Source organism: Pseudomonadota bacterium (genome assembly GCA_027624955.1).
In the GTDB taxonomy this organism is placed as follows: Bacteria; Pseudomonadota; Alphaproteobacteria; order UBA828; family UBA828; genus PTKB01.
In genome coordinates this window covers 36,961-55,159 of sequence record JAQBTG010000007.1, presented here as the reverse complement: position 1 = coordinate 55,159, position 18,199 = coordinate 36,961, and the positions used below count along the sequence as shown (strand labels likewise).

The 18,199-nt window shown below is 62.1% G+C and carries 19 protein-coding genes; 16 read left to right on the top strand and 3 right to left on the bottom strand.

Going from position 1 to position 18,199, the window contains the following annotated elements; translation table 11 throughout:
- The first annotated feature begins 29 nt into the window (after window positions 1–29).
- Complete coding sequence (locus O3A94_04365; GenBank protein MDA1355487.1) at window positions 30–596, top strand: NUDIX hydrolase; 567 nt, start codon at window positions 30–32, stop codon at window positions 594–596.
- Here the strand turns inward: O3A94_04365 and ftsY are convergent.
- Genes ftsY through dapF form a run of 3 tightly spaced genes read right to left on the bottom strand, consistent with a single transcriptional unit; the run spans window position 593 to window position 3,637 of the window.
- Window positions 593–1,540 carry a signal recognition particle-docking protein FtsY gene (gene ftsY / locus O3A94_04360; protein ID MDA1355486.1) on the bottom strand — a complete coding sequence of 316 codons (948 nt, stop codon included), beginning with the start codon at window positions 1,538–1,540 and terminating at the stop codon, window positions 593–595. The two genes, O3A94_04365 and ftsY, sit on opposite strands and share 4 nt — an antisense overlap.
- Window positions 1,537–2,805: a tRNA (N(6)-L-threonylcarbamoyladenosine(37)-C(2))-methylthiotransferase MtaB gene (mtaB, locus tag O3A94_04355; protein MDA1355485.1), complete on the bottom strand. Its 1,269-nt coding sequence runs from the start codon at window positions 2,803–2,805 to the stop codon at window positions 1,537–1,539. Before mtaB ends, ftsY begins: the two co-directional genes overlap by 4 nt.
- Window positions 2,806–2,818: 13 nt before the next feature.
- Window positions 2,819–3,637, bottom strand: a complete 819-nt coding sequence (gene dapF, locus O3A94_04350) for a diaminopimelate epimerase (GenBank protein ID MDA1355484.1) — start codon at window positions 3,635–3,637, stop codon at window positions 2,819–2,821.
- A gap of 271 nt (window positions 3,638–3,908) precedes the next feature.
- Here dapF and ffh point away from each other — a divergent pair, with 271 nt between their 5' ends.
- The 15 genes from ffh (at window position 3,909) to mdh (ending at window position 18,172) form a co-directional block, all read left to right on the top strand.
- The gene (gene ffh / locus O3A94_04345) at window positions 3,909–5,264 is read left to right on the top strand and encodes a signal recognition particle protein (GenBank protein ID MDA1355483.1); all 1,356 of its coding nucleotides are present in this window, start codon (window positions 3,909–3,911) and stop codon (window positions 5,262–5,264) included.
- 46 nt (window positions 5,265–5,310) lie between these two features.
- Window positions 5,311–5,868 (top strand): 30S ribosomal protein S16, encoded by a 558-nt coding sequence (rpsP, locus tag O3A94_04340; protein ID MDA1355482.1) that lies wholly within the window; start codon window positions 5,311–5,313, stop codon window positions 5,866–5,868.
- Window positions 5,831–6,469, top strand: coding sequence for a ribosome maturation factor RimM (gene rimM / locus O3A94_04335; protein MDA1355481.1), 639 nt, complete (start codon window positions 5,831–5,833; stop codon window positions 6,467–6,469). The genes rpsP and rimM overlap by 38 nt, the downstream gene beginning before the upstream one ends.
- An 11-nt stretch (window positions 6,470–6,480) precedes the next feature.
- A complete protein-coding gene (gene trmD / locus O3A94_04330) occupies window positions 6,481–7,248 on the top strand; it encodes a tRNA (guanosine(37)-N1)-methyltransferase TrmD (GenBank protein ID MDA1355480.1) in 768 nt (255 codons plus the stop codon).
- The gene (gene rplS / locus O3A94_04325) at window positions 7,245–7,670 is read left to right on the top strand and encodes a 50S ribosomal protein L19 (GenBank protein ID MDA1355479.1); all 426 of its coding nucleotides are present in this window, start codon (window positions 7,245–7,247) and stop codon (window positions 7,668–7,670) included. Before trmD ends, rplS begins: the two co-directional genes overlap by 4 nt.
- Window positions 7,671–7,723: 53 nt before the next feature.
- Window positions 7,724–9,133, top strand: a complete 1,410-nt coding sequence (gene leuC, locus O3A94_04320) for a 3-isopropylmalate dehydratase large subunit (GenBank protein ID MDA1355478.1) — start codon at window positions 7,724–7,726, stop codon at window positions 9,131–9,133.
- Between the two features lie 19 nt (window positions 9,134–9,152).
- On the top strand, window positions 9,153–9,770 hold the full coding sequence (leuD, locus tag O3A94_04315; GenBank protein ID MDA1355477.1) for a 3-isopropylmalate dehydratase small subunit: 618 nt from the start codon (window positions 9,153–9,155) through the stop codon (window positions 9,768–9,770).
- Between the two features lie 26 nt (window positions 9,771–9,796).
- On the top strand, window positions 9,797–10,909 hold the full coding sequence (gene leuB / locus O3A94_04310; GenBank protein MDA1355476.1) for a 3-isopropylmalate dehydrogenase: 1,113 nt from the start codon (window positions 9,797–9,799) through the stop codon (window positions 10,907–10,909).
- A gap of 58 nt (window positions 10,910–10,967) precedes the next feature.
- Window positions 10,968–11,993 (top strand): aspartate-semialdehyde dehydrogenase, encoded by a 1,026-nt coding sequence (locus O3A94_04305; GenBank protein ID MDA1355475.1) that lies wholly within the window; start codon window positions 10,968–10,970, stop codon window positions 11,991–11,993.
- Window positions 11,994–12,014: 21 nt separating this feature from the next.
- Window positions 12,015–13,385 carry a tetratricopeptide repeat protein gene (locus O3A94_04300; protein MDA1355474.1) on the top strand — a complete coding sequence of 457 codons (1,371 nt, stop codon included), beginning with the start codon at window positions 12,015–12,017 and terminating at the stop codon, window positions 13,383–13,385.
- Between the two features lie 105 nt (window positions 13,386–13,490).
- The gene (sdhC, locus tag O3A94_04295; protein MDA1355473.1) at window positions 13,491–13,886 is read left to right on the top strand and encodes a succinate dehydrogenase, cytochrome b556 subunit; all 396 of its coding nucleotides are present in this window, start codon (window positions 13,491–13,493) and stop codon (window positions 13,884–13,886) included.
- 10 nt (window positions 13,887–13,896) lie between these two features.
- On the top strand, window positions 13,897–14,283 hold the full coding sequence (sdhD, locus tag O3A94_04290) for a succinate dehydrogenase, hydrophobic membrane anchor protein (GenBank protein ID MDA1355472.1): 387 nt from the start codon (window positions 13,897–13,899) through the stop codon (window positions 14,281–14,283).
- A 5-nt stretch (window positions 14,284–14,288) separates the two neighbouring features.
- On the top strand, window positions 14,289–16,085 hold the full coding sequence (sdhA, locus tag O3A94_04285; GenBank protein ID MDA1355471.1) for a succinate dehydrogenase flavoprotein subunit: 1,797 nt from the start codon (window positions 14,289–14,291) through the stop codon (window positions 16,083–16,085).
- A gap of 177 nt (window positions 16,086–16,262) precedes the next feature.
- On the top strand, window positions 16,263–17,042 hold the full coding sequence (locus O3A94_04280) for a succinate dehydrogenase iron-sulfur subunit (protein ID MDA1355470.1): 780 nt from the start codon (window positions 16,263–16,265) through the stop codon (window positions 17,040–17,042).
- Between the two features lie 164 nt (window positions 17,043–17,206).
- Entirely contained in the window at window positions 17,207–18,172 is a 966-nt protein-coding gene (gene mdh / locus O3A94_04275) for a malate dehydrogenase (protein ID MDA1355469.1), read from the top strand.
- Window positions 18,173–18,199 lie beyond the last annotated feature (27 nt).

The following is an 18,199-nucleotide window of genomic DNA, read 5'->3' as shown; positions in this document are numbered from 1 at the left end:
CGTCGCGGCCTCAGCCCCATAATTAATGCATGACGAATTATCCGGAATCAGGCGGGCCGATCCGGCGCAGCATCCCGGCGGGCGATAATATGGAGCCCCTGACATGCGATGCTTGCGGCTATATCCAGTACGACAATCCCAAGATCGTGGTCGGCGCCGTTGCCATACACGCGGGCCGCATTCTGCTGTGCCGCCGCGCCATCGAGCCGCGCACCGGCTATTGGACGATACCTGCGGGCTATCTCGAGCTGAACGAAAGCTCTGAGCAAGGCGCGCTGCGTGAAGCGCGCGAGGAAGCCTGTGCCGAACTCCGCCTCGACGGGCTGCTCGCGGTCTACAGCATTCCGCGCATCAGCCAGGTACAGCTTATCTACCGCGCCGAGCTGTTAAGCGCCGAGGTTGCCGCCGGCGAAGAGAGTGCCGAGGTTGGCCTGTTCGCGATGGCGGATATACCGTGGGCGGATCTGGCGTTTCCCTCGGTCCGCTGGGCGTTGCGGCAATATGCCGAGGTCAAGGACATGGCGAGTTTTGCGCCGTTTACCAATCCCGACGGCGAGACCGGCGATTACAAACCCAATACGACGACCGCCGTCTAAGAATCCAAATTCATCAGGGCGCGGGCGAATTCGCGCGCCTCGAACGGGCGCAAATCCTCGACCGCCTCACCGACGCCCAAGGCATAAACCGGCAAGCCGAAGCGCTTGGCGAGCGCCACCAGCACGCCGCCTTTGGCGGTGCCGTCGAGCTTGGTGACGATCAAGCTATCGATATCGACCGCTTGGCGGAATATCTCGACCTGGGAATGGGCGTTTTGCCCGGTTGTGGCGTCGAGCACCAGGAGGCGGGTGTGCGGCGCGGCGGGGTCGAGCTTCTTCACGACGCGGTCGATTTTCTGTAATTCGGCCATCAGATTGGCTTTGTTTTGCAGCCGGCCGGCGGTGTCGATCAGCAGCACGTCGATGCCTTCCTCGCGGGCGCGGACCAGGGCGTCATAGGCGAGGCCAGCGGGGTCGCCGCCGGTGCCGTCGCGCGCCACCACCGGGCAGCCGGTGCGCTCACCCCAGATTTTCAATTGTTCCACCGCTGCGGCGCGGAAGGTATCGGCGGCAGCCATCATCACCGTCAGGCCATCAGCGCGGAACTGACTGGCGAGCTTGCCGACGGTGGTGGTCTTGCCGGTACCGTTCACCCCAGCGACCAGCACGACATGCGGCTTGGCACTGCGCGATATTGGGAACGGGCGCGCCACCGGTTCGAGAATGGCGGTGATTTGATCAGCCAGGGCGCTGCGAATTTCCTCAGCGCTGACTTCCTTGCCGAATTTTTCCTTGGCCAGGGCGGCGGTGAGCTCAGCCGCCGTGGCGGCGCCCATATCGCCGAGAATCAGCAGTTCTTCGAGCTCTTCCAACGCCGCGTCATCAAGCCGCCCGCGCGCGAAGATGCCGGTGATGCCGCTGCCGAGGGTGCTGGAAGTGCGGCTGAGGCCAGCTTTGAGACGAGCGAGCCAACCGCCGCGTTTGGCCGGCTCGGGTTTGCTCACGCAGCGGCCTCAACGATCAGCACGGGCCCGTCGCGCCTGAGCGCCCGCGCCGCCAGCACGTCGCCGGGTAATCCACCCGCCTGCCCGCCGGCCAACCCGCCAACCAGACGAACCGGCGCATAATGCGCGCTGCGCCCGCTGTCCGCTTTCTCGACGAGAATATCTTGCACCCTGTCCACTTGTGCATCGAGAAATTTGATCACTGCGGTGTCACCCGCTTGGCGGAGACGTGCGGCGCGCTCGCGGATCAGGCCACGCGGCAGTTGCGGCATGCGCGCTGCCGGGGTGCCGGCGCGTGGCGAATAGGGGAACACATGCAGCCAGGTGAGGCCGGCTTCGGCGACGATGCTTAAGGAGTTGGCGAACATTTCATCGTTTTCGGTCGGGAAGCCGGCGATCAGATCGGCGCCGAGCGCGATGTCGGGGCGCAGCGCGCGAAGCTCGGCGGCAAGGCGCAAGATGTCGGCGCGATTATGGCGCCGCTTCATGCGCTTCAGGATCATGTCGTCGCCAGCCTGGACGCTGAGATGGATATGCGGCATCAGGCGCGGTTCTTCGGCGATCAGGCGCTTGAGATCATCATCGATCACCGCCGGATCGAGCGAGGAGAGCCGGAGACGCTGCAGCTCTGGCACCGCGGCCAGCAGGCGGCGCACCGCCTGGCCGAGGCTGGGTGTGCCCGGCAGGTCGCGGCCATAGGAGCTGAGATCGACGCCGGTCAGCACCAGTTCGCGGGTGCCGCTTTCGACCAGGGCGCGCGCCTGGGCAACGATTTCGCCGAGCGCGACGCCGCGGTTATTACCGCGGCCATACGGGATGATGCAGAAGGTGCAGCGGTGGTCGCAGCCGTTTTGCACCTGGACGAAGGCGCGCGCTCTGCCCTCGAAGCCGGCGATCAGATGCGGCGCGGTGGCGCGCACCGACATGATGTCGTTGACCTGGATGGGCGTCGTGTTGCTCGGCAGAAAACTCGCGGCTTCGAGCTTTTCGGCATTGCCGATCACCCGGTCGACCTCGGGCATGGCGGCGTAGCGGGCGGGATCGATCTGCGCCGCGCAGCCGGTCACGATGATGCGCGCTTCGGGGTCGGCGCGCCGTGCCCGGCGGATCGCCTGGCGCGCCTGGCGCTCGGCCTCCGCCGTCACGGCGCAGGTGTTGAAGATCACCGTGCGCTCAAGGCCGGCGGCAGCGGCGTGGTCGCGCATGATTTCTGATTCGAAGGCGTTCAAGCGGCAGCCGAAGGTGACGATCTCCGGCGCACTCACAGCAGCGAGCCGCTCATAGCAATAGGCCCATGAAGCTGGTCGCCACCGGCCCGGTCATGCGGACATGATTATCGTCTTGCCATTCGATCTCTAGCGGCCCGCCGTCGAGCGTGACGGTGGCGCTCCGCCCGGTCAGGCCGCGCCGCGCCGCAGCGACAAGCGCGGCGCAGGCGCCGGTGCCGCAAGCCTGCGTGATGCCAACACCGCGCTCCCACACGCGGAGGCGGATATGGGCGTCGTCCAATACCTCAGCGATGCCGATATTGGCGCGCTCAGGGAAGAGCTTATGGGTCTCCAATTTCGGCCCGAGCGCGGCCAAATTCACGTCTGCGGCGTTGGCCACGAAAAATACCGCGTGCGGGTTGCCCATGTTGACCGCCACCGGGGCGCTGAGCCCGCCGAGGGAGAGCTTGAGTTCAAGCGTATCCATCTTGCGCGCCAGCGGGATTTCCTGCCACGCCAGGCGCGCCTCGCCCATATCGACGGTGACCCGGCCATCGCCGGCAGCCGCAGCGTGCAACAGCCCTGCCTGGGTTTCGATCACAACCTCGGTGGTGCCGCTTCCGGCCATCAGAAAGGCGGCGACACAGCGCGCGCCGTTGCCACACGCCTCGACCTGGCCGCCATCGGCATTCCAGATGCGCATGAACGCCGCGGCGTCGTCCGATTGCGGCGGGCATATTTCCAACAATTGATCGCAGCCGACGCCCAAACGGCGATCGGCAATCGCCCGCACCCGTGCGGAATCGAGCGCGGCATCGTCAGCGCGGGCGTCAACAACGACAAAATCATTGCCGAGACCATGCATCTTGATAAAGGAAATCTCATTCATGAGGCGGTTTATAGGGCGGCGCGGGCGGCGCGGTCCATATTTTTTAAAGCCGCGCGGGCAGCAGGTCGGTATATTTAGAGCCGAGCGGACAGCGCGGTCGGTATATTTTTGTGCCCGCAGTGCCGGCCCCACTCTCCTTGACTTGGGCAGGGCAGGCGAATAATCTCCGCCGCGTTCTAGCTTTGTTTGGTCGCCCGCCTCTGAGGAGGCACGTCAGTCCGCGAGTATCGCGCACTGGCGCAATTTGCGTTTTGCATCAGGGATAGCCGTTTTGTTCGACTCTCTTGCCACCCGATTAGGCGCCGCTTTCGATAAGCTGACGCGCCACGGCGCCCTCTCCGAAGGCGATGTCTCGACCGCCATGCGCGAAGTGCGGGTGGCGCTGCTGGAAGCCGATGTGGCGCTGCCAGTGGTCAAGCAGTTCATCGAAGAGGCCAAAGCCGAAGCGCTCGGCGCTGAGGTGCTAAAAAGCGTCACGCCCGGGCAACAGGTCATCAAGATCGTCAATGACCATCTGGTAAAGATGCTGGGCGGTGCCGGCGCAGTCGCGATCAATCTAGCGGCGGAGCCGCCGGCGGCAATCCTAATGGTCGGCTTGCAGGGCTCGGGCAAGACAACAACCAGTGCCAAGCTCGCCAAACTGCTGAACGAAAAGGAAAAGAAACGCGCGCTCTTAGCCTCGCTCGACACCAGACGCCCGGCGGCGATGGAACAGCTTGCCGTGCTCGGCGAACAAGCTGGCATCGACACGCTGGCGATCGTCGTTGGCGAGGCGCCGGTCGCGATCGCCAAGCGGGCGATGAAGATCGGGCGCGAACAGGGTTACGACGTCGTCATTCTCGATACCGCCGGGCGGCTTCATGTCGATGCGGAATTGATGGACGAAGTGGTGGCGGTACGGAAAGCGGCCAATCCGGTGGAGACTCTGCTGGTGGCCGATGCGCTGACCGGCCAGGATGCCGTCAACGTCGCGACCCAGTTCAAAGAGCGGGTCGATATCACCGGCATCATCCTCACCCGCGTCGATGGCGACGGGCGCGGTGGCGCGGCACTCAGCATGCGCGCGGTAACCGGCTGCCCGATCAAGCTGATCGGCGTCGGCGAAAAGCTCGACGCACTCGAGCCCTTTCACCCGGAACGCATCGCGTCGCGCATCCTCGGCATGGGCGACGTCATCAGCCTGGTCGAAAAGGCGCAGGAAACGATTGACGAGAAAGAGGCCGAGAAGCTCGCCAAGAAAATCAAGAAAGGCAGCTTCGACCTCAACGACCTCTCGTCCCAACTCAACCAGATGCGCCGCATGGGTGGCATGGATGGCTTGTTGGGCATGTTGCCCGGCGTCGGCAAGGTCAAGCGCCAGATGGCGGAAGCCCAGGTCAACGAAAAATCTCTTGACCGCATGCAAGCCATCATCAGCTCGATGACGGGCGACGAGCGCAGCAATCCGAAACGCCTCAACGGCTCACGCAAACGGCGCATCGCCAGCGGCTCCGGCACCAGCGTGCAAGACGTGAACCGGCTGTTAAAGCAGTTCAAACAGATGAACGTGATGATGAAACGAGTGGGCAAACTCGGCGAAAAAGGCCTTATGCGGGCCGGCATGCCGGGAATGATTCCACCGCGATAACCCCTTTGAACCCACTTGTCGAAAACCGTAGAGGAATAAAGCCGGCATGGCCTTGAAAATTCGCCTTTCCCGCGCGGGCGCCAAAAAGCGCCCGTTTTACCGCATCGTCGTCACCGATTCGCGCAATCCGCGCGACGGGCGCTATCTTGAACGCCTCGGTACCTACGATCCGATGCTGCCGAAGGACGGACAGCGCGTGACGCTGGTCGAAGACCGCATCCGTCATTGGCTCGGCGTTGGTGCGAAACCGACTGACCGGGTGGCGCGCTTCCTCGGCAATGCTGAAATCATCCCGATGCCGGCGCAGCGCAACAATCCGCAGAAAGCCAAGCCCAAGGCCAAGGCCGTGGCGCGCCTCGAAGCAGATCGCGAGAAAGCCGAAGCAGCCAAGGCTGCACCGCCGGTCGAGGAAGCCCCTGCTGAGGAGGCTTCTGCTGAAGAAGCTCCTGCTGAAGAAGCTCCTGCTGAAGAAGCTCCTGTAGCAGAAGCCCCTGTAGAAGAGGCCTCTGTAGAAGCGGCTCCGGCAGCGGAAGCGACAGACGAAAGTAGCTCGGAGGGCGGCGAAAATGCGTCCACGGAAAAGGCAGAAAAGGACGCCGGCTGAGGGCCTCTGGCCACTCGGCTCTACCGGCGGCGAGAAATCGCCGGCGGGACTGGTCTGTCTGGGCGTAGTGCTCGGCGCGCATGGCGTGCGCGGAGCGGTTAGAATTAAGAGTTTTGCCATGAATGTCAGCGATATCGCGGCCTACGGGCCGCTCCAGAGCGAAGACGGCAGCGCGCGCTTTGCGCTGACCCTGCGCGGTGTATCGCGCGGCGCCGTGCTGGCAGAAATCGACGGCATTGACCGCCGCGAGGCCGCTGAAGCGTTGCAGGGCACGCCGCTTTATGTGCCGCGTGCGGCGCTGCCCGACACGGAAGAAGACGAATATTATCACGCTGACCTAATTGGCCTCAGCGCCCGCACCGTTAGCGGCGAACTCTATGGCGTGGTGCGCGGTATCTATGATTATGGCGCCGGAGACGTGATCGAAATAGACCGCGTGAATGATGCTTCGATCATTTTCCCGTTTACCCGTGAAATTGTACCTGACATTGATCTGGCGTCAGGCTCGCTGGTGATCGATCCGCCGACCGAGATCGACGCCGGGGATGCGGACCCGGCGGAAAAATTTGGGCCGGAAAGTTTGGGGCCGGAAAAGCCATGAACGGCAAAAACATGAACGAAAATGGCGTGGCGGAGAATCGGACCGCCGGCAGCGAGCGCGCGCCGTGGCACGCCACGATATTGACGCTATACCCCGATATGTTCCCCGGCCCGTTGGCCGGCGCCCTTGCAGGGCGCGCGCTGGCGCGTCGGATTTGGTCGCTGGAATGCCTCGATATCCGCGATCATGCGCTGGGCAAACACGGCACGGTCGACGATCAGCCGTTTGGCGGCGGACCGGGAATGGTGATGCGCCCAGATGTGCTGGCGGCAGCGATCGACGCGGCGCAGGCAAGCGGCAGTGCGGAGCCGGTGATTTATTTGACACCGCGCGGCGCGCCGCTGCAGCAGTCCCGGGTGCGTGAAATCGCCGCCGGAGCCGGAGCGACCTTTATTTGCGGGCGCTTCGAAGGCGTTGACGAGCGCGTGCTGGAAAGCCGTGACATCGAGGAAATGAGCATTGGCGATTATGTCCTGTCGGGCGGTGAGATTGCCGCCCTGGCGGTAATTGATGCCTGCGTGCGCGTCTTGCCGGACGTGATTGGCGCCGCTGAATCGCTTAACGAAGAAAGTTTCGAACAAGGCCTGTTGGAATACCCCCATTACACGCGTCCGCGCAGCTTCGAGGGCAAGGACGTACCGGCGGTGTTGCTGAGCGGCGATCACGGGCGTATACGCTCCTGGCGCCGCGCCCAGGCCGAGAAAACCACGCGCGAACGGCGCGCCGACCTATGGGCCGGCACGCGGACTGAGTGCGCTAACATGAGGGCAAAGCCATGAATATCGTCGAACAGTTGAATCAAGAACAGGTCGAGAAATTATCCGCCGATCGAGAAATACTAGCATTTGCCCCCGGCGATACGGTGCGCATCCATCTGAAAGTGGTGGAAGGCACACGCGAACGCATCCAGATGTTCGAAGGGGTTTGCATCGCGCGCAAGAACAGAGGCATCAACTCCTCTTTCACGGTGCGCAAGATTTCGCACGGTGAAGGCGTCGAGCGGGTGTTTCCGCTACATTCGCCGCGCATTGCCAAGATCGAAGTCACCAAACGCGGCGCAGTGCGGCGCGCGAAGCTTTATTATTTGCGTGGGCTGCGCGGCAAATCGGCGCGTATCCGCGAGAAACGCGATGACCGGCCGGTGCGCGCCGCAGCGGCGGCGGCAAAAGCCAAATCAGAGACCACAACGGCGAACGACTGAAACAATAGCGATTCCGCATAAGCCCAGCACGGGCTGGGCAGGAGGAACGGTATATGAGCACGCAAAAGACCCTGTTCGATAAGATCTGGGATAGCCATGTCGTGTCAGAAAACGATGACGGCACGTCTCTCTTATACATAGACATGCACCTCACCCATGAAGTCACGAGCTGGCCCGGATTTGAGAGCATGCGCGTCAGCGGGCGCCCGGTACGCCGCCCCGACGCGGTGCTCGCCGTGCCCGACCATGTCATCCCGACGACGCGCCGCGGGCAGCGGATTGAAGACGATCTGGCGCGCATCCAGTTCGAAACCCTGTTGCGGAATTGCGCCGAATTCAATGTGCCGCTGATCCCGCTCATGGACGAACGCCAGGGCATTGTCCATATCATCGGGCCGGAACAGGGCGCGACACAGCCCGGCATCACGCTGGTTTGTGGCGATAGCCATACCGCAACGCACGGCGCCTTCGGCTGCCTCGCCTTCGGCATTGGCTCCAGTGAAGTGGAGCATGTGCTGTCAACGCAAACCCTGGTGCAGAAGCGGCCCAAGAACATGCGCATCGCCATCGACGGCGAATTGCCGCTTGGCGTAACCGGTAAGGACATGATCCTCGCCATTATCGGCACCATCGGCACCGCCGGCGGCACCGGCCATGTCATTGAATATGTCGGCTCCGCCATTCGCGCGCTCTCGATGGAGGGGCGCATGACGGTATGCAACATGACGATCGAAGGCGGCGCCCGGGCCGGCCTGATCGCCCCGGACGAGACCACCTTCGCCTATGTCAAAGGACGCGCGATGGCGCCCAGCGACACCGATTGGGACGCGGCGTTGAACTATTGGCGCTCGCTGCCGTCCGATGCCGGCGCATCTTATGACAAGGAAATCTCGCTCGACGCCAATACCATCGCGCCGCAAGTAACCTGGGGCACCAGCCCGGAAGACGTGGCGCCGATCGACGGCCGCGTGCCGGACCCGGCGGCAGCGAAGGACGAAAAGCAACGCACCGCCATCCAGCAGGCGCTCGATTATATGGGCCTAAAGGCCAATCAGCCGATCCAGGACATCAAGATCGACCGTGCCTTTATCGGCTCCTGCACCAACGGCCGCATCGAGGATATGCGCGCCGCCGCCGAGGTCGCCAAAGGCCGCACCCTGGCAGCCGGTGTGAGCGCCATGGTGGTGCCGGGCTCCGGCCTGGTGAAGGCTCAGGCGGAAGCCGAGGGCCTCGACAAGATCCTGATCGCGGCGGGCTTTGAGTGGCGCGATCCGGGTTGCTCGATGTGCATCGCCATGAACGGCGATATTTTGAAACCCGGCGAACGCTGTGCCTCGACTTCAAACCGCAATTTCAAGGGCCGCCAGGGGCGCGACAGCCGCACCCATCTGGTCGGTCCCGCAATGGCCGCGGCGGCTGCCATCGCAGGGCATTTCGTCGACGTACGTGATCTCGCGAGCTGAGACGGGAAAGGCGAAAGAAATGAAAAAATTCACCACGCTCTCCGGATCGGCGGCGGCATTGCCGATGATCAATGTCGATACCGACCAGATCATTCCCAAGCAATATCTGAGCGCTATCACCCGCGCCGGCCTCGGCAAGGGTCTGTTCCATGATTTTCGCTATGACACGGATGACAAGGAAAAGCCCGATTTCGTGCTCAACCGTGAGCCCTACCGGGACGCCAAAATTCTCCTCGCCGGCGACAATTTCGCCTGCGGTTCGAGCCGCGAGCACGCGCCCTGGGCGCTCGATGATTTCGGCATCCGCTGCGTCATCGCGCCCGGCTTCGCTGATATTTTCTTCAATAATTGCGTAAAAAACGGCCTTCTGTTGATCGTCATGGACGAAGCCAAGGTCAACGAGCTGATCGCGCTCGCCGAAAATCCGCAGTCCTGCGAAATGACGGTCGATCTTGAGGCGCAAACCATCGCGTTGGCGGATGGCAGCACCGTGTCGTTTGAGGTCGAAGGGGCGCGCAAGCACCGCCTCATGAACGGCCTCGACGATATTGAGATTACGCTGCAAAAAGGGGCTGAGATCAGCGCCTTCGAAGCGCGGCAAAAAGCGGCCTTGCCGTGGCTTTACCGCGCCGAATAGACGCATCTTTATAGGCGGACAAGTATATGACAACAAACAGAAAAATCTTGATGCTGCCGGGCGACGGCATCGGCCCCGAAGTGATGCAGGAAGTGGCCCGGATGATCGAGTGGATGAACGATCATCGCGGCACGGCGTTCGATGTCCAAGAGGGACTGGCCGGCGGCGCGGCATACGATGCGCACGGCACGTCTCTGACCGACGAGACGTTGGGCGACGCGATGGCTGCCGATGCGGTGCTGTTCGGCTCCGTCGGTGGGCCAAAATGGGACAATGTGCCGCGCGAAGAGCGGCCCGAGAACGGTTTGTTGCGGCTCCGCAAAGAAATGGATTTGTTCGCCAATCTGCGACCGGCCACGGTGTTCGACGCGCTCGTCGATGCCTCGACACTGAAAGCGGAAGTGGTTTCCGGCCTCGACCTGATGATCGTGCGCGAACTCACCGCCGGGGTCTATTTTGGCGCGCCGCGCGGCACCGACACGTTGCCTGACGGCACGCGTCGCGGCTTCGATACCGAAATCTATACCGAGCCGGAAATCCAACGCGTGGCCGGGGTCGCCTTCGAACTGGCGCGCAAACGATCCAACAAAGTGCATTCGGTAGAGAAAGCCAATGTCATGGAATCCGGCGTCTTTTGGCGCGAGGTCGTGACCGCCCTGCATAAGGCTGAATATTCCGATGTCGAGCTGCACCATATGTATGCCGATAATTGTGCCATGCAGTTGGTACGCAATCCCAAGCAGTTCGATGTCATCGTCACCAGCAACCTGTTCGGCGATATCCTGTCGGACTGCGCCGCGATGCTGACTGGATCGCTCGGCATGTTGCCCTCCGCCGCACTCGGTGCGCCCAACGCAGACGGGCAGCGGAAAGCGCTTTACGAGCCGGTGCACGGCTCGGCCCCCGACATTGCCGGCCAGCGGCTCGCTAACCCGGTGGCGATGATGCTGAGCTACGCGATGATGATGCGCTATTCCTTCGACATGAAGGCCGAAGCCGATTTGGTCGAACAGGCAGTGAAAAACGTCCTTGCCGGTGGCCTGCGGACCGCCGATATCATGCAAGAGAAAACCGCCCGGGTTTCGACCGATGTGATGGGCGATGCGGTGCTGCGCGAGATGGGCAAACTCAACCCTTAAGACGAACGGTTGCCCGCCGCTGCGTGGCGCTTGGCGAAAAAATTAAGGACGGAACGTGATGGGCTACAAAGTTGCGGTTGTCGGTGCCACGGGCAATGTCGGCCGGGAAATCCTCAAGACGTTGGCGGAGCGCGAATTTCCCGCCGATGAGGTGGTGGCGCTGGCATCACGCAAATCGGTCGGCATGGAAGTTTCGTTCGGCGAAGATGTGGTCCTCACCGTACGCTCGCTCGATGATTTTGATTTCAACGGCTTTGATTTCGGGCTGTTCTCGCCAGGCTCCGCCGTGTCGCGCCGGCATGCGCCGCGCGCCGCCGAAGCTGGTTGTGTGGTGATCGACAACACCAGCGAATTCCGCATGGACGAAGATGTGCCGCTGATTGTGCCAGAGGTAAACCGCGAGGCGCTCGCCGATTTCCGCCAGCGCAACATCATCGCCAATCCCAATTGCTCAACCATCCAGATGGTGATGGCGCTGAAGCCGCTGCACGATCTGGTGCCGATCAAGCGCGTCGTCGTCTCGACCTATCAATCGGTGTCGGGCTCGGGCAAGGACGCGATGGACGAATTGTTCGAGCATACGCGGGCGATCTTTATGAACGACCGCAAGCCGCCGGTGATTTTTCCGAAAACCATTGCCTTCAACGTGATTCCGCATATCGACAGTTTTATGCCGGACGGCTCGACGCGGGAAGAAAGCAAGATGATGCACGAGACCCAGAAAATTCTCGATCCGGATATTCTGGTGAGCGCCACCTGCGTGCGGGTGCCGACCTTTATCGGCCATGCCGAGGCGGTGAATGTCGAATTTCATGACCGGCTGAGCGAAACCCAAGCGCGAGAAGCGCTGAGCGCGGCGCCGGGCGTCATCGTGGTCGATGAACGCAGCGACGGCGGCTATGTGACGCCGAGCGAATGCGTCGGTGAGGACGCCACGTTCGTCTCGCGCATTCGCCAGGACGAGAGCGTTGCGCATGGTCTCAACATGTGGGTTGTCTCGGATAATTTGCGCAAGGGCGCGGCGCTCAATGCCGTGCAAATCGCCGAGGAGCTGATCCGCGACCATATGGGCACCCGCCACTAACGGGCGGTTGCCCTGGCCGGCATGAGCGAAAGCGCCGAAAAGCGCGCCCAGCGCGCGCAGCAAATTTTCGAGAAGGCGGTTGGCGCCCATCGCGACGGCCGCCTCGACGAAGCGATTGCGGGCTATGTCAGGGTGCTCGGCATCGATCCGGACTATTCTCAAGCATTGAACAATATGGGCGTGGCGCTGCGTGCCCAGGGCGCGTTCCACGCTGCGGCGGCAAGCTATCGCCGCGCCATCGCGCTCAAGCCGGACGATCCCGGCAGCCATTCCAACCTTGGCAACGCGCTGCGCGCGCTCGGGCGGCATGAGGCGGCTGAGGCGAGCCACCGTCAGGCGTTAAAGGTCGATCCAAATTACCTCGAAGCGCGCTATAATTTGGGCCTGGTGCTCAAGGACCAGGGCAAATTCGACGAAGGCATCGCCTGTCTCCAAGAAGCGGTGCGGCGCAAGGCGAATTATGTCGACGCGCATTGGGACCTGGCTCTGGCGTGGTTGATGACGGGCGACCTCAAACAAGGCTTCGACGAATATGAGTGGCGCTGGCAGCTGCCGGAAAATAAGCCGCGGCGTTTCGACAAGCCGGCCTGGAGGGGTGGCGCGCTCGACGGCCGCGTGATCCTGCTGCATGCCGAGCAGGGCATGGGCGACAGCATTCAATTTGCGCGCTACGCCGCGTTGGTGGCGGCGCAAGGCGGACGCGTCATCCTCGAATGTCAGACGCCGTTGGTGACGCTGTTTGCCGAGCTCGAGGGGGTTGAGCAAGTGGTCACGCGGGGCGATCCCCTGCCCGCCTTCGACGTGCACGCGCCGCTGCTCAGCCTGCCGAGAATATTCAAGACCGATCTCGATAGCATTCCCGCCCTCGCCGCGTATCTTTCCGCCGATGCAGGGCGCGGTGAAAAGTTCGCCGAATCGCTTGACGCCAAGCGGCTCAACGTCGGCATTGCCTGGGCCGGCAAACCGAGCCACCGCAACGACCGCAACCGCAGCGCCGGGATCGAACCCTTTATCGACCTGTTGGGCACGCCGGGTGCGGCGTTTCACAGCCTCCAGGTCGGCCCGCGCGCAGCCGATCTTGCGGCGACCGGGTGCGCCGGGCTGATCCGCGATCATACTCCGAACATAAGCGACTTCGCCGATACGGCGGCGCTGGTCGCGGCGCTCGACCTGGTGATCAGCGTCGACACCTCGGTCTGTCACCTCGCCGGCGCGCTCGGCAAGCCGTGCTGGGTGGTTATTCCCTATACCCCGGACTGGCGCTGGCTAATGCAGCGCGAAGACAGCCCGTGGTATCCGTCGCTGCGGCTGTTCCGCCAGGCGAGCTTTGGCGATTGGCCGGGTGTGTTTTCACGTCTCGCCGCAGAACTTGAAAAGATGATCGCTGGCTAAGGGCCGTTTGAGGGATTGTTGACTGGCCGGGGCGATCAGTTTTAAATCACTCATTCTGCGCAGGGATTCGGCCGCCGCGTGGGCGGCAACGGGGAGAGAGAATATATGGCGCTCAGGGATCGTCCACTTTCGCCGCATCTGCAGGTCTATCGCCCGCAGCTGACATCGGTTCTATCGATATTCCATCGCCTGACCGGGGTGTTTTTAACTACCGGCGCGGCGATGCTGTGCTGCTGGCTGCTGACCGCCGCGGCGGGGCCGGAATATTACGCCTGGTCGCAATGGTTCCTGACTTCTTGGTTGGGCTATGCACTGCTCGCGGCGTGGTCCTATTGCCTGTTCTATCATCTCTGCAACGGCATCCGGCACCTGTTTTGGGATGTCGGTATCGGCTTTAGTCTGCGCGCCACATATGCGTCGGGCGTGCTGATGGTGCTGGCTTCGTTCGGCCTTATGGGGCTTTCCTGGGGTCTCGGCCTCTATTTCTATTTTACTGGTTGAGGGAACGGTCATGAGCATTCAGACCCCGTTGGCCCGCGTGCGGCATTTGGGCTCCGCCAAGGAAGGTGTGGAGCATTGGTGGTGGCAGCGCCTGACGGCGATCCTGCTGGTGCCGTTATCGCTGTGGTTTGTCGCCTCGATCTGGTGGCTGGTGGTCGGCGGCGCCACTTATGAGGCGTTCCAGGACTGGCTGTCCGGCCCGGTGGCGGCGATCCTGATGCTGATCTTTGTCGGCGCGCTGTTTTATCACCTCAAGCTCGGCCTCCAGACCGTGATCGAGGATTACGTACACAAGAAAGCGGTCAAATGGACGTTCATGATCATGATTAATCTCGGCTGCATAATCGGCGCCGTGGCGGCGCTTTATTCGACCGTCGCCGTAGCGTTTGGGAGCTAAACGACATGAGCGCAGCCTATCCAATTACCGAACATAACTATGACGTTGTCGTTGTGGGCGCCGGCGGCGCGGGTCTGCGCGCCACCTTCGGCCTGGCGCAGCTCGGCCTAAAAACCGCCTGCGTCTCCAAACTGTTCCCGACACGCAGCCACACCGTCGCCGCGCAAGGCGGCATGTCGGCGGCGCTCGGCAATATGGGCGAAGACGACTGGCGCTGGCATATGTACGACACCGTCAAGGGCTCCGACTGGCTCGGCGACCAAGACGCGATCGAATATATGTGCAAAGAGGCGCCGCAAGCGGTTGTCGAGCTTGAGCATTACGGCGTGCCGTTCTCACGCACCGAGGACGGGCGCATCTATCAGCGCGCCTTTGGCGGCATGACCACCAATTTCGGCGAAGGCACGGCGCTGCGCACCTGCGCCGCCGCCGACCGCACCGGCCACGCGATTCTGCACACGCTCTATCAGCAATCCCTGCGCCACAAAGCCGAGTTCTACATCGAATATTTCGCCCTCGACCTGATCATGGGCGAAGACGGCAGCTGCCAAGGCATGCTGGCGTGGAACCTCGACGATGGCTCGCTGCATTTGTTCCGCGCGCAGATGGTGATCATTGCCACCGGCGGCTATGGCCGCAGCTATTTCTCCTGCACCTCGGCACATACTTGCACCGGCGACGGCAACGCGATGGTGCTGCGCGCCGGCCTGCCGTTGCAGGACATGGAGTTCATCCAGTTCCACCCGACCGGCGTCTACGGCGCCGGCATGTTGATCACCGAGGGCACGCGCGGCGAAGGCGGCTATCTGGTGAACTCGGAAGGCGAGCGCTTCATGGAGCGCTATGCGCCGAGCGCCAAGGATTTGGCCTCACGCGACGTGGTCAGCCGCTCGATGACGCTGGAAATCCGCGAAGGCCGCGGCGTCGGGCCGCTCAAGGACCATATCCACCTTAAGCTCGACCATCTCGGCCATGAGGTGCTGCATGAGCGCCTGCCCGGCATCACCGAGACCGCCAAGATTTTCGCCGGCGTCGACGCCACCAAGGAGCCGATCCCGGTGATCCCGACGGTGCATTACAATATGGGCGGCATCCCGACCAATTATCTCGGCGAAATGGTGACCCTGAAAGACGGCAACCCGGACAGCGTCGTCCCCGGCCTGATGGCCGCCGGCGAAGCGGCCTGCGTGTCGGTGCATGGCGCCAACCGCCTGGGTTCCAACTCGCTGCTCGATTTGGTGATCTTCGGGCGCGCCTGCGCGGAACAATCGGCCAAAGTTGTCGACCCCGGCGCCTCGCTGGCGCCGCTCGCCGCCGGCGCGTTGGACAAAAGCCTGGAGTGGTTCGATCATCTGCGCCACGCCAAAGGCGACACCGGCGCCGCCGAAATCCGCCTCGACATGCAGCGCACGATGCAGACCCATGCCGGCGTGTTCCGCACGCAAGAGATCATGGAAGAAGGCAACACCAAGCTTGAGGGCATCTGGAAGGGCTTCCGCGACGGCATCAAGGTGAGCGACCGCTCAATGGTGTGGAATTCCGACCTGGTCGAAACCATCGAGCTCGACAATCTGTTGCGCCAATCCACCGTCACCCTCAAATCGGCGATGAACCGCAAGGAAAGCCGCGGCGGCCACGCGCGCGAGGACTTCCCCGACCGCGACGACGAAAACTGGATGAAACACACCGCCGTCTGGCTGGACGAAAACGGCGAAGACGTGAAGATCGACTACCGCCCCGTCCACATGCACACGCTCACCGACGAAATCGAGCCCTTTCCACCTAAGAAACGGGTTTATTAAGAACGGCCGGCTCGCCCGGAATACTGACAAAAGACCGGCTTGCCCGGAATACTGACTAACGGCCGGCTCGCCCGGAACACTGACTAAAACACCGGCTTGCCCGGTAAACTGACGAAACACCCGGCTTGCCCGGAAAACTGACAAAAGAGCCCGGCTCGCCGGGCAAGGATCAAAAAAATGGCTGAATTTCTTCTGCCCAAGAATTCCAAGATCAAAAAGGGCCGCCACCACAAGGCGCCCGATGGCGCCGGCAAGACGCGGCGCTTCAAGGTCTATCGCTATGATCCGGATTCGGGCGACAACCCGCGCACCGACACCTTCGATGTCGACACCGAGGATTGCGGCCAGATGGTGCTCGACGCGCTGATCAAGATGAAGGGCGAGCAGGACCCGTCGCTCACCTTCCGGCGCTCCTGCCGCGAGGGCATCTGCGGCTCATGCTCAATGAATATTGATGGCACCAACACGCTGGCGTGCACCAAGCCGATCAGTGAGGTCAAGGGCGAGGTGCGCGTTTATCCGCTGCCGCATTTGCCGGTGATTAAAGACCTGGTGCCGGACATGACCACATTCTACGCGCAATACACCTCAATCGAACCCTGGATGAAAACCGATTCCCCGCCCCCGTCCAACCGCGAGCGCCTGCAAAGTCCAAAAGACCGCGCCAAGCTCGACGGGCTCTATGAATGTATTATGTGCGCCTGCTGCTCAACCTCCTGCCCAAGCTATTGGTGGAACAGCGACCGCTATTTGGGCCCGGCGATCCTGTTACAGGCCTATCGCTGGCTGATCGACAGCCGCGACGAGGCCACCGGTGAGCGGCTCGATGCCCTCGAAGACCCGTTCCGCCTGTACCGCTGCCACACCATCATGAACTGCACGAAGACATGCCCGAAGAACCTCAATCCGGCCAAGGCGATTGGCGAGATTAAGAAGATGATGGTGGCGCGGAGGTAGGACGACCCTAAATTGGTCTGCGTTGTGGGCAGTTTTTCGAAAACAAAACGGCATAGTGCTAAATAGGGTCGTTGGTATCAGGCGATTGGCATCTATGCGCTTGCTAGGGCTTGCAGCGAACTGCGCCCGAAGTTAAAACCCGCGCCTACGCATCGGAGTACATCATGGCACGCAGCAAGATCGCGCTTATCGGCGCGGGCAATATCGGCGGGACGTTGGCGCATTTGGCTGGGCTCAAGGAGCTTGGCGATGTGGTGATGTTTGACATCATTGAGGGCATCCCGCAGGGCAAGGCGCTTGATCTCATTCAATCCTCGCCAATTGAGGGTTTTGATTCGGCGCTTTCCGGCACCAATAGTTATGCCGCGCTCAAGGGCGCCGATGTGGTGATTGTCACCGCCGGTGTGGCGCGCAAGCCCGGGATGAGTCGCGACGATCTGTTGGGCATCAACACGCATGTCATCGAACAGGTTGGCGCTGGGATTAAGAAATATTGCCCGGGGGCGTTCGTGATCTGCATTACCAACCCGCTCGACGCGATGGTGTGGGTGTTGCAGAAGGCGAGCGGGCTGCCGGCCAAGCGGGTTGTGGGCATGGCCGGGGTGCTGGATTCAGCGCGCTTCCGTTATTTTTTGGCTGAGGAATTGGGTGTTTCCGTCGAGGATGTGACGGCGTTTGTGCTCGGTGGCCACGGCGATACCATGGTGCCGCTCACGCGCTATTCCACGGTGGCGGGGATACCGCTGCCGGATCTGGTGAAGATGGGCTGGATGAAGCAGAAGCGGCTTGATGAGATTGTGCAGCGCACGCGCGACGGCGGGGCGGAGATCGTCGAGCTGTTGAAGACCGGATCGGCTTTTTATGCGCCGGCCTCGGCGGCGATCCAGATGGCTGAAAGCTTTCTCAAGGACAAGAAGCGGGTGCTGCCTTGCGCCGCCCAGTTGAACGGCGAGTATGGCCTGAAGGGCGTCTATGTTGGCGTGCCGGCGGTGATCGGTGCCGGGGGCGTTGAGCGGATTGTGGAGATCAAACTCGACCGCAGTGAAAAAGCTGCTTTCAACAAATCGGTGCGCGCGGTCGAAGGGCTTATCGACGCGATTAAAGCGCTGAAGAAGAAGAAGAAGAAGTAAGGCGCATATGAACACTGACAAAAAACC

Excerpts from the sequence above, each read along its gene's own strand:
- sdhA (MDA1355471.1), top strand. The coding sequence starts at position 14,289 with ATGAGCGCAGCCTATCCAATTACCGAACATAACTATGACGTTGTCGTT.
- rimM (MDA1355481.1), top strand. The coding sequence starts at position 5,831 with ATGCGTCCACGGAAAAGGCAGAAAAGGACGCCGGCTGAGGGCCTCTGG.
- rplS (MDA1355479.1), top strand. The coding sequence starts at position 7,245 with ATGAATATCGTCGAACAGTTGAATCAAGAACAGGTCGAGAAATTATCC.
- rpsP (MDA1355482.1), top strand. The coding sequence starts at position 5,311 with ATGGCCTTGAAAATTCGCCTTTCCCGCGCGGGCGCCAAAAAGCGCCCG.
- leuB (MDA1355476.1), top strand. The coding sequence starts at position 9,797 with ATGACAACAAACAGAAAAATCTTGATGCTGCCGGGCGACGGCATCGGC.
- mdh (MDA1355469.1), top strand. The coding sequence starts at position 17,207 with ATGGCACGCAGCAAGATCGCGCTTATCGGCGCGGGCAATATCGGCGGG.
- dapF (MDA1355484.1), bottom strand. The coding sequence starts at position 3,637 with ATGAATGAGATTTCCTTTATCAAGATGCATGGTCTCGGCAATGATTTT.
- O3A94_04365 (MDA1355487.1), top strand. The coding sequence starts at position 30 with ATGACGAATTATCCGGAATCAGGCGGGCCGATCCGGCGCAGCATCCCG.
- trmD (MDA1355480.1), top strand. The coding sequence starts at position 6,481 with ATGAACGAAAATGGCGTGGCGGAGAATCGGACCGCCGGCAGCGAGCGC.
- O3A94_04305 (MDA1355475.1), top strand. The coding sequence starts at position 10,968 with ATGGGCTACAAAGTTGCGGTTGTCGGTGCCACGGGCAATGTCGGCCGG.
- sdhD (MDA1355472.1), top strand. The coding sequence starts at position 13,897 with ATGAGCATTCAGACCCCGTTGGCCCGCGTGCGGCATTTGGGCTCCGCC.
- leuC (MDA1355478.1), top strand. The coding sequence starts at position 7,724 with ATGAGCACGCAAAAGACCCTGTTCGATAAGATCTGGGATAGCCATGTC.
- O3A94_04280 (MDA1355470.1), top strand. The coding sequence starts at position 16,263 with ATGGCTGAATTTCTTCTGCCCAAGAATTCCAAGATCAAAAAGGGCCGC.
- sdhC (MDA1355473.1), top strand. The coding sequence starts at position 13,491 with ATGGCGCTCAGGGATCGTCCACTTTCGCCGCATCTGCAGGTCTATCGC.
- leuD (MDA1355477.1), top strand. The coding sequence starts at position 9,153 with ATGAAAAAATTCACCACGCTCTCCGGATCGGCGGCGGCATTGCCGATG.
- O3A94_04300 (MDA1355474.1), top strand. The coding sequence starts at position 12,015 with ATGAGCGAAAGCGCCGAAAAGCGCGCCCAGCGCGCGCAGCAAATTTTC.